General features: G+C 60.3%; 7 protein-coding genes and 1 pseudogene. 7 read left to right on the top strand and 1 reads right to left on the bottom strand.

Going from position 1 to position 10,834, the window contains the following annotated elements:
- Window positions 1–347: 347 nt before the first annotated feature.
- The 7 genes and pseudogenes from CSQ99_RS30190 to CSQ99_RS31955 all read left to right on the top strand — a co-directional run.
- The gene (locus CSQ99_RS30190; RefSeq protein ID WP_245909162.1) at window positions 348–2,531 is read left to right on the top strand and encodes a molybdopterin-containing oxidoreductase family protein; all 2,184 of its coding nucleotides are present in this window, start codon (window positions 348–350) and stop codon (window positions 2,529–2,531) included.
- Between the two features lie 160 nt (window positions 2,532–2,691).
- Window positions 2,692–2,961 carry a hypothetical protein gene (locus CSQ99_RS30185; protein ID WP_141562753.1) on the top strand — a complete coding sequence of 90 codons (270 nt, stop codon included), beginning with the start codon at window positions 2,692–2,694 and terminating at the stop codon, window positions 2,959–2,961.
- Between the two features lie 630 nt (window positions 2,962–3,591).
- Window positions 3,592–4,485: an MlaE family ABC transporter permease gene (locus CSQ99_RS30180; protein WP_099042644.1), complete on the top strand. Its 894-nt coding sequence runs from the start codon at window positions 3,592–3,594 to the stop codon at window positions 4,483–4,485.
- Complete coding sequence (locus CSQ99_RS30175; protein ID WP_342746747.1) at window positions 4,485–5,351, top strand: MlaE family ABC transporter permease; 867 nt, start codon at window positions 4,485–4,487, stop codon at window positions 5,349–5,351. The genes CSQ99_RS30180 and CSQ99_RS30175 overlap by 1 nt, the downstream gene beginning before the upstream one ends.
- Before the next feature lie 8 nt (window positions 5,352–5,359).
- On the top strand, window positions 5,360–6,403 hold the full coding sequence (locus CSQ99_RS30170) for an MlaD family protein (RefSeq protein ID WP_099042643.1): 1,044 nt from the start codon (window positions 5,360–5,362) through the stop codon (window positions 6,401–6,403).
- Window positions 6,400–7,458 carry an MlaD family protein gene (locus tag CSQ99_RS30165; RefSeq protein ID WP_099042642.1) on the top strand — a complete coding sequence of 353 codons (1,059 nt, stop codon included), beginning with the start codon at window positions 6,400–6,402 and terminating at the stop codon, window positions 7,456–7,458. The genes CSQ99_RS30170 and CSQ99_RS30165 overlap by 4 nt, the downstream gene beginning before the upstream one ends.
- An 875-nt stretch (window positions 7,459–8,333) precedes the next feature.
- Window positions 8,334–8,450 (top strand): annotated as a pseudogene (locus CSQ99_RS31955) (alpha/beta hydrolase); the annotation flags it as partial.
- Window positions 8,451–8,570: 120 nt separating this feature from the next.
- Here CSQ99_RS31955 and CSQ99_RS30155 read toward each other — a convergent pair.
- Entirely contained in the window at window positions 8,571–10,562 is a 1,992-nt protein-coding gene (locus CSQ99_RS30155; RefSeq protein WP_099042641.1) for a serine/threonine-protein kinase, read from the bottom strand.
- Between the last annotated feature and the right edge of the window lie 272 nt (window positions 10,563–10,834).

The following is a 10,834-nucleotide window of genomic DNA, read 5'->3' as shown; positions in this document are numbered from 1 at the left end:
CGGTCTTCATGGCGGTCCCTTACTCCTTCTTCGAGGTGTACTTGGTCGTTCACCCGAAGACCTACCATCTGGCGGGCATCAGGTGAGGGACCGCCACCTCAAATTCCACGAAGACCGGGACAACCTCACCGAATGGGACGCTATTCCCTTGAGGAACGAATGCTCACGATTGACGACCGGCGGCGAAGAGCTAGCGTGGAAATTAGTACGTGTCAGATACTGAGGCTGTTCAACCCCGGTGAACGTGCGCGGGAGGAAAATCGATGGATCTTCCCGGCAGGTCAGTCATCCGGAAGCGACACCGGCGGTCACTTGTCGACGACGAGCAGAATTCTGCCGGCGGAGTCATCCCACGCCACGCGGGGGAGTCGCATGAGCGGACAGTAGTCACGCACTGCCGAATCTGTCTTTCGAGCTGTGGGCTGAAAGTCACGGTCGACGACGCCACCAACTCAATCTTGCGAATAGGCCCCGACAAGGAGAATCCATACACCTGGAAGGATTTCTGCGCGAAGGGGCGAACGGCGGGAGAACTTGTCCGCCACCCGCGTCGGGTGGTCCAGCCCATGCGCCGTGTCGGTGACCATTATGAGCCGGCGACGTGGGAGCAGGCCATCGGAGACATCGCCAGCCGCGTCAACCGGATCATCGAAGAACACGGCCCCGACGCGGTCGGCTCTTATCACGGCAACCCCTCGGGAACCTCGATGGCCACCTCGATCTTCTTCCCGGGTTTACTGGATGCCATCGGGACAGGAAACCGATTCTGGGTCGGCTCGGTCGACCATAACAGCGTGCACGTGGTGAGTGAGAAGCTCTACGGGTCACCGCTCGTCTCGCTGATCCCCGATGTGGACCAGTGTGATTGTTTTCTCCTCCTCGGCACCAATCCCGCTGTCAGCAAGATGCTCTGGGCTGATTTCGTGCCGAATGGCTGGGCCCGTGTCCTCGACGCGCAAGCTCGCGGCGCCGATCTGATCGTTGTGGATCCTCGTCGCACCGAGTCGGCCGAAAGCGCGACTACGCATGTGCCGATTCGACCCGGCGGAGACTGGGCGTTCCTTCTCGGCATCGTCAAGCTCGTGCTGCAAAACGGCTGGGTCGCCAAAGACGTGCGCCCGAAGATCACCGGAGTCGCCGAACTCACGGAACTGGTCGAAGCGGTTGATCTGGAGCACCTCGCGGAACACGCCGGGGTCAGCGCGGGACTCATCGCCGAGATCGCAAGACGGTTCGCCTCCGCTCGAACGGCAATGTGTGTCGCCCGCACGGGCGTGTCGCAGACGGCGACCGGAACCATCGCGGAATGGTTGTCGCTTGTCTTGAACCACCTGACGGGCCGGATAGATGTCCCGGGCGGCCGCCGGTTTGAGCGGAGCTACGTCGACGTGGCAGGTCTGTGGGGCAGGTTCACGCCGCCGAGCTCGCATCGCAGCCGGCTCCGCGGTCTCGAGCCGGTGGCCGGGTTCCATTCCTTAGCTGAACTCCCTGACGAGATCACGACGCCGGGGCCGGGCCAGATAAGGGCGGTGTTCATAGTGGCGGGCAACCCCGTTGTGTCTGGGCCGGACGGGGCCGCGCTCGATCAAGCTTTGGCCTCGCTCGATCTGCTGGTTGCCGTCGATCTAGTCCAGCGTGAGAGCCATCGTCACGCCGATTGGATCCTGCCCGGTATGCATTGGCTCGAGCGCAGCGAGCTGCACGCCCTTATCCATACGGTTTACGACGAGCCGTATGTCCAGTACGGCCGCAAGGCGGTGAACGCACCGTCGGGGTGCCGGGACGAGTGGGAGATCTTCGTCGACCTCGCAATGGCGATGCGCCGCCCCATGTTCGGCATCAGAGGCGTCAACTCCTTCATCCGGGCCACCCGTCTGCTGGCAAAGATCACCGGAAGGTCCGCGCTCGCGTTCCGTCCGGAATGGATCGAGCGGGCCCTGGTCATATCGGGGCGACGCTTAAAATGGAAAGACATACTGGAACATCCTCACGGCTGGGTGTACGCCGAGAAGGAGTACGGCCGACTGGGATCGGTTCTGCGCACTCCGGATAAAGTCGTCAATCTGGCTGATCCCGACCTACTGAACGAGACCCGCCGCGTGTGCGGCTTATCGGCGCCCTGCCCGCCGCCGGAGTATCCACTGCTGATGATTGGCCGACGCAGACTCGAGTCGATGAATTCCTTTCTCAATGAAACTCCCGGCTTGCACCGCCGGGCCCGGACCAACGTGGTCGAAATTCACACGTCCGACGCAGAAGCGAACGGTATCGGCGACGGGGATACTGTCCGCGTGCGGAGTGCCGTCAACAGTTTCGTCGCTCCAGCGAGAGTCTCGGACACAATGCGCCCAGGCATCGTCGCCAGCGAGCACGGATGGGGCTCTCGGGTTTTCGACCCGACCGGGGCGAGGCCGCCCGAGCAGCTCGGCTCTAACCGCAACCTTCTGGTTTCGAACGCCGAGCTCGACCCGTTCAGCCAGATACCGGCGCTGAATGCAACTTACGTGACTGTCGAGCGTGTAACGACATAGACAAACACCCCCGGGTGTAGTGCCCTCACTTGACGACCGGACGCAAATCAGACACCAGGAACTGCGCCGCCAGATCCGGGCCGTAGCGGTCATCGAGCTTGATGAACACCTTTTGAACTCAGTCCACACGTGGTCGACGAGGGACTCCTAGTCGCGGTGGGTGATGACCAGAAACTGTCGTTACTGCGCGCGTCATCGATATCGCAGTGGGCCGCGCGAATTCGATTCCGAGTCGTCGCTGGCGCACTACCGCGTCCTTGCCGCGCAGATGATTGAAGCGCTGCCGCGGGTTCTGATTTCCCAAACCCGCTACCGCGGAACTGATCTGGTAAAGCTGGTCCTGCTGCTCGATGTACTCAAAACGCCTGCGCGAAATAGCCAGGCAAACTTGCAGATTTGCAACGTCGCGCGGTGCATTGCTCGTCCGTAGGTATCGCGGTTCGGATTCCGGTGTCCCGTCCTTGGCAGCGGGAACGAAATCCGCCACTCGTACTGAATAGGCCAAGTTTGGGGCTTGAATGGGGGTATCCATTGCGTCGCTGGAATCGGCTGACAACGGGCCGAAGCGTTCAGAACTCGGTGTCGTTGTGAATATGGTTACTTCACCGCCCAGCGTGACGCGTGACCACTTCAGAGTGAGCGCTTGTGCGCTCTGGGCACATCGGATGATTCGGTTCGCTCGCAGCACCGGGTGTCTAGGCGCAAGTAACGTTAACTGGCTGCGCCGCGCTGTACGTCAAATAACCGGATTCGGCTCGCCAGTTGGATGAACGAATGCTCACTATTGACCGCCCTAAGGCTGAGCCCAACAATCAAAGCCGAGCGTAGGGCTGACTCTGCGCACTCACAGTGAGGTGATATGACTACGGCGGCGTCGAGGACCGAAGTTGCTTGCCAGTTAAGGCCGACGACGGCGGAAAATCTCGACGGCGATCAGCGTAGCTTTGGTGTTCTGCCCGAAGTGACCTCGCGCGAAGACCGACCTGACTTACAAATCCATCAAATTCGCTTACGTACCGACATCGGGTGACACGATGACGTGCCCTGCCGAGGGACGAGTATGACTATCGGCGTCATCAGCGACCCAGGCCAACCGCGGTCCGCCCTTCCTGAAAAGCGGGAGGCGAAATCCGCGGGCGAGCGCCGCGCTCGCAAAACAGTGCACCGGATGGCGACGACACCGGTGCGCAGCGTGGCGACGATCGGTCGCGCTATCGTGCTCTTCGCCGACGTGTTGCGTTACTCCGTGACCGACACCGTCACCATGCGCCTCCCGGTACGAGAACTCTTGACGCAGGCGTGGACTCTGCTCACCATCACGGCGACACCGGCGCTGCTGATGTCCATTCCCTTCGGCGCCATGGCCGCCGTGGTGACGTCGGGTTTGGTCAACCAAGTCGGAGCGAGTTCGCTCGTGGGCGCGGCGGGCGCGATCGCCGTCGTGCGGCAGGGCGCACCGATCACCGCCGGCCTGCTGATGGGTGGTGCGGCGGCAGCAGCCATTGCGTCAGACTTCGGGGCCCGCGCAGTTCGTGAAGAACTCGACGCGATGCGGGTCATGGGTGTGGACCCCGTACGCAAGTTGGTGGTGCCCCGGTTCTTGGGGCTCCTGTTGTTGTCGCCGATTCTCTGTGTCTACATCGTCGTAACAGGGACCGCAGCCACCTTTGTTCTCGCGGTCACCGTGAGCGACGTGACACCGGGAAGCTTTTGGATGTCGTTTGGCACGTTCGCCAAAATGGTCGATGTCTGGTTCGCCATGGGTAAAACTGCCGTTTTCGCAGCCATCGTTGGGATCGTTTCGTCGCTGCGAGGCATGGAGGCGAAGGGCGGACCTCGCGGTGTCGCCGACGCCGTCAATTCTTCGGTGGTCATCAACGTCATTTGCATCATGCTTGCGAATCTGGCGATCACACAGTTGCAAACTATGTTCTATCCGACGGAGATCGCATGATGGCGACGGAGCAGAGTATCGGTCGTCCCTCCCGGCTTTTATCGGCCAGGCTGATCGCCGTGGCTCCGGTGCGCGAGGCGTTTCGCACAGCCGGACAGTGGATGGTTTTCATCTTTCAGGTGTTCTGGACGCTGCCTGTCGCTCTTCGCCGATATCGGCGCGAGATCATGCGGGCGATGAACAGCCTTGCCTGGGGCAGGGGTTCGCTGATCGTCGACGGCGGCGTGATCAGCGTCCTGGTGATACTTGGTGTCACGCTGGGCGCCTCGCTGGCGATCGAGTCCTTCGCCGTCCTGAACATCATTGGCTTTGGGGCGTTGTCAGGAATCACCGCGGGCATTGGAAGTGTTCGCGAGCTCGCACCGCTCGCCGCGGGCATTGCCTTCACGGCACAACCCGGCGCGCGTATGACTGCCGAAATCGGTGCCATGCGTATCAACGACGAAATCGATGCAATCGAATCCATGGGTCTCATGCCAATACCGTTCGTGGTCGGCACGCGCATGATCGGCGGAATGCTTTGTGTGATACCCGGATACGCGTTGACACTGGTCGGCCAATTTTACGTAATGGACTTGGTGATCCGGCAATTCCACAACCAGCCCGGCGGAACCTACACACATTATGTGCTCCAGTTCATTACACCGACAGACCTTCTGTTCTCGATCATCAAGGCAACTGTCTTCTGCATTGCGGCGACAGTGATCCATTGCTATTACGGATACTTCGTGACCGGCGGTCCCGTCGGCGTCGGTCGCGCGTCAGGTCGCGCTGTGCGGGCAAGTCTCGTCGCGATCATGGTGCTTGACTTCTTCATGACAGTGGCTCTGTGGGGCCTTCGACCCGAATTCGTGTTTAAAGGCTAGGCGATAACATGCTTTTGAACACGTCGGAGGAATCCGAAGCGCGGACGTTGACCCGTGTTGGCATTGCGCTGACAGTGGTCCTCACTGTCGTCGCCACTTTGTACCTGGTGATCAAGCCCTTCAATGGCACCGCCGAAAGCGATATCTCGATTACGATCGAGACGCCATATGTGGGGGAAGGCGTCACATCGGGGACTTCCCTTGTCATGCACGGGATTCGGGTCGGCAAGGTCACGGACATCTCGAGCCTGCCCGGTGGAGGAGTTCGCCTCAAGACTGATCTGGACGCTCGGTCTACGGAGGGGCTGACGGACACAATGAAGATTGACTTCCGGCCCATTAATTACTTCGGTGTCACCGGAATCAATCTCAAGGCCGGCGCGGGCGGTCAATTGCTGCGGGACGGGGATCACGTAATCACCAGTCCCGAAGGCAACTTCGCGCTACAGGCGTTACTGACGAGACTCGGTCAAATCACGACCGGCGTGGTGACCCCTCAGCTGATCCATGTCATCGAATGGGCGACGCGATACACCGATGCGCTGAACCCCCTTGTGGAGACCATGCTGATCGCTTCCAGCGCGGTGGCCCGGATACAAACGGTGTCGACCGAGAAGCTGCTGAACAACACGGCAGGAGTCAGCGCGGCGTTTCCGGGGTTCGTCAACTCGTTGGTACAGGCCGGCGACAACTTCATTACTCCAACCAACTATCAACGCATCTCCCTCGGAGACGTGTCAGAAGACTACTGGCAGAACAGGGTTGTACCTGTCGTGGATGAGGCGCAGTACAGTCTGTTTGCCGCAGTCGGTCGAGTCGTGTCGAATCACATGAATGATCTGCTGCCTGTGACGGATTTGGTCAAGGCGTTGACAGATGTCGCGCCGCCACTGCTCAGGCCCGAAGACACCGGGCAGTTTCTGGTGGAAATGCGCACCCGTCTGGAGAAGATGTACGGCGGAACTCCAGAACAGCGGGCTCTCCAGGTGCGAATTGTGTTGGACAGCCTTCCCGGAATAGCGGCTCCGCTCAACGCGATCGGAGGTCCGTGATGACCGCCAAATCTGCACTGTGGCGACTCGCGATCGCAGCCGCCGTCGCGGTCTTCCTACTTGTCCTCATCTCTAACGTGATCCGCCAGCCTGTAGATGCGCCGCTTCGGTCATACACCGCCGAATTCACCGACGCCGCCGGATTGCACCGCGACGCCGACGTTCGCGTACGAGGGGCACGCGTCGGAAAAGTGCAAACTGTTGATCTCAAGCGCCGCGATGGCCAAAGCGTTGCCGTCGTTACTTTCACCCTCGACAGCCGGTACGGCGTTGTAGCGGCGACCCGGCTTGCGATCAAGTTCCAGGCCCTCACCGGCTTGCGGTACGTCGATGCTGTAGGCACTGCGGAGCAATATTCGACAGGCGACCTCATCACCGATGTGCCCACGACGATGACTCAGCCGTCCCTGGATGTCACAGAGTTGTTCAACGGATTGCAACCTGTATTCGCTACCTTGAGTCCCGACGACATCAATGCTTTCGCGGCGAACGCACAGAACTACCTGTCTGGAGACGGCACCGGCCTGAAGCCTCTTCTGGAGAGCATTCGCACACTGACCGACTTCGTGTCGAACCGCCAAGAAGTTGTCTCGACATTGATGAATAACCTCTCGGGGCTCGCCAGCCACATGAGCGGAAATTCCGCGAATCTGATCCAGATTATTCGGTGGGTGAATAGACCCATTGACTCTGCCATAGAAGCGATGGATCAATTTCGCAACGGTCAACTATATGGCCGTGAGTTCACCAATGCGGCGGTAAAGCTTATCGAGAACATGGGATTCCCGGTCTATCCCATGGCTGGTTTCGGGTTCCTTGACCCCAGTTATTTCCCCGAGGAGATGAATGAGCAGAATATCGACACCGCGATGGACCGTGCGTTCACCAGACTCGACGACTTCACGGACGCCTTCAAATTCGTTCCGGTCTTTTTCGACAACATCCCGGCAAGTCCCGGAGACGCACTAGCACCGTGTTCGCACGGCCGCCTCCAACTGCCAGAGCAGATGGACGTTCTTCTGAATGGACAGAGAATGGTCGTGTGTAACCCATGAAGATGCTGCGCAATCCGATTCTATGGGGGGTGCTTGTCGGTGTCGGCCAACGCCGCAATGCGGATTAGAAGTTGGTGACCCGCGGAAGTGGTGAGCAGGCGCTGATGGCCCTCTCGATGAGGGGCAAGGGAGTCGCACAACTGCATCTCGCACAACTTCATCTGTTGCCAACTGTAGCGGCGTCTTCAACGCCATCCCGGGGCGGGACTGAATTCGAAGCGCTTTGATGAAGCGTACGTGAAATCTGCTGTCTAACAGATGATCTGCTCTGCAACATCGCGCACCTGTCGATCAGCGACTCAAATCTGGGGCCTACTTTGTCCGTCACATCAGCGCACTCGAATCTAGCCGATTGTTGCTTGGTCGAGGTTAACGCTAACCGCTACAAACAAGACTTACTCAGCGTACTGAGCATGGTAGGGCCCGAAGCACGAGAACGCGGTGCAGTCTTGCGACGTCCGGTAGGAACGCGCGTGTGACAGTGTCGCGGTTTGGCGGGCACTGGTTCCGCGTCTGCTCGAATGCACCCTGTGAATGGGCCGGCTTTGCGCCTAGTTCTGGGCGGCATGGCACGTCGAGTGGACATTCGCTACAGCAGATCGACACGTGTGCCCCCATTGGCACAAGGCGGGGTCAGCGCCGTCCTCTGGGATATGAAAGCTCTGTACAACAGCTCCTCCGATCTTCAGGGCGAAAGCTATTCGACTGCAATGTCATTAAGTCGTCAATGGTGAGCATCTGCCCCGCGGCTTGGACGGAACGGATGCTCACCATTGACGGCCACCAGCAACAGCGGTCGAATCGATGAGACGGTGAATTCCCACGCCGCAACGGACATCATGCAGGTGTCCTGAACCATCGGTGCCGCCGATAGTGCCGAACCAGGCCCTGCGCTGCTGTGGGTACATGGCGACGGAACGGTGATGGGTGCGGCTTCCCAGGAGGACCGGTTCTGCCGAAAACTGTTGATCGGGATCGCCGCATCCGCAGTCTTCGAGGCACCCCCCATCCTCGTCGCGCCAAGGGGCGACGGTACGGAGACCGTGTGTGTTCTTGTTCAGGGACGTCGGCGTCCTCCGCCAGCCCAAGCACTGGCGGACATGCTTCGTCCGTCAGAGTGGCCGCGCACGGCGAATTGAATGTGGAAGCTCGTCTGGCGCTCGGTGGCGGATCACCCGCTCGAGCGCGCGAATGTCGGATTCGATCTGCCGGGACAGCCAATACGCGAGCACGAACCCGGCAATGCCCCCAATACACAGCACTCTGATCGGGACGATGACTGCGGCGATCTCGGGGGCGGTCAGGAAGCTGACGGCCACAATGCCGAGCAACGGCACTGAGGCCGCGACCGCCAAATAGCGTGGCAGTCGGCGGCGGAGTCCTTGTAGTTGGTCGGCCTCTCGCACATTCGTCTGTCCGTATGCGACCAGTTCCGGGTAGACGCTGCGCACGATGTAAAAGGTGAGCAAGAAGAACGGATACGCGATCGCGATCGCGCCACACACCGTGATTGACCCGAAGAAATGGATCGCCGACCTGACAGGGATTCCACCCGCGAGAAATTGCATAAGTAGCGGAAATGTCAACGCGCTCACCAAAATCAAACCAGACACGACTAATACCACTCGATCACCCATGACGAGACAGTCATGGCGCGCTCGGGCCAAGGTTTCTGCGGGCGGTGCTGGCCCCAGTCGCAGGCGCCGCGGGACCAGGATGACGTAGCGACACCAATAGACCACCACCGCAGCGCCGAGCGGAAAGAAAATCAGGTTGAGCAGCGTGGTGACCAGAACAAACCGACCCTGAGCCTGCTCGGAAAGATGGCTGACGATGAGCAGCTGATTGTGCTGGATGTTGTACGCGCCGGCCAGCATTACGGGAATCAGTATGGCCAGCGCACTAACCGGCAGAATGAACGGCCGCAGCCGCAGTCGCCAACTGCGCGCCGGCGGATCCACCAAGTCGCGAGCGTGCGGGTCTAGGCACAGCTGGAGCTGCTCGGCGAGATCAGCGCCGGAGGACCAGCGTTGATCACGGTCAGCACTGAGTGCCTTCAGCAGAACTCGGCGCAGCGCGGCGGGACAGTCACTGGGAAGGCGGGCGAGCGCCGCCGACGAAACTCCTTCTGCGCGGGTAGTCAACATGAGGTCGACTGCGGTGGTGTCGCCGACGAATCCGGCGGAGTCCGCCCGAGCGGCTCGCGCCGCGGAATCGTCAAATGGCTTCATGCTGGTCAGGAGTTCCCACAACACCACCGCGAGAGAGTAGATATCGCTGCGCGTATCGAGGTCTGCGGCCTCTGCCGTGTGCCCGCGCCGGGAAGCCATCAGCTGCTCGGGAGACATGTAGGACAGTGAGCCGCCGAAATATTCAAACGGGCTCGCGCCCGAGACGTTGCGGGCGAAGCTGATGTTGAAGTCCGCGAGCTTGGGGGTGCCATCGCGCGCGAGCAGCACGTTCGCGAGCTTGATGTCACGATGCAGGACGCCCCTTGAATTCGCATAGTCCAACGCCGTAGCCAGTCGTTTCCCTAGCCACGCGACAGTCTCGGGCCAGGAAAGGGTCGCGAGCTCAGCGCGAGTGATCGACTCGGTGGGCCGGCTCTCGCCGCGTGACTCCAGCGCGCCGTCTACCGCGTCGAGCAGCGCCTGACCGGAGTCGGGTGGTCGCTCCGCAGCAAAAGCTGCTCGACCGAGTTCGAGCAGCGTCCCGCCAGGCAAATACTGCATATACAGCAGCCGCCAGTTTTGATCGCGGAGAATGCGCTGGTCGAAGATTCGGACGATGTAGTCGTGATCGAGTTGAGCGAGGGTTTGTGGTTCGTGGCCGTGATTTTCGGAAATCTTGACCGCGACCAATCGCTGCAGCGACAGTTGCCGGGCCAGAAAGACTCGCGCGAATGCGCCGCTGCCGAGTTCGATGAGCAGATCGAAGTCATCGAGCCGCTGGCCGACCTCGATCTGACTGAGTGGCGCGGATGGGCTGATGTCGGCAAACGATGGTTCGAATGCTCCGGTGCGAACTTCTGATACTTCCCCGGTGTCGGTCGTCGCTTGAGTCTGAGTGAACTCTGCCGGGTGGTTGGCAGTCGGATCTGTCATGGCAACCTCGTGCTAGGTCGCCTAAATGGTAGCGGCTGTGGTTCCTGAAGCCTGGAAGTTGCAGGTGTTGAGGACGTGAGCCTCGGGCATCGCACAAGGCACATTCTGTCCTATCGCCTTCGAAAACATCGCCGCCAGGCGCTACGAGGTTGTCCCGGGTCTCGTAGAAGTTGAGGTGGCGGTCCCCCGCTCGAAACCTGCCGTGTGGTAGGTATCGGGCGTTCCGCCAAGAACTCCTACAGCAAGGGGACCACCATGAAGAAGAGTAACCA

This window comes from Mycobacterium neglectum (genome assembly GCF_002591975.1).
Taxonomy (GTDB): Bacteria; Actinomycetota; Actinomycetes; order Mycobacteriales; family Mycobacteriaceae; genus Mycobacterium; species Mycobacterium neglectum.
The sequence above is the reverse complement of the archived record's forward strand: the minus strand, read 5'-3'. Positions and strand labels throughout refer to the sequence as shown.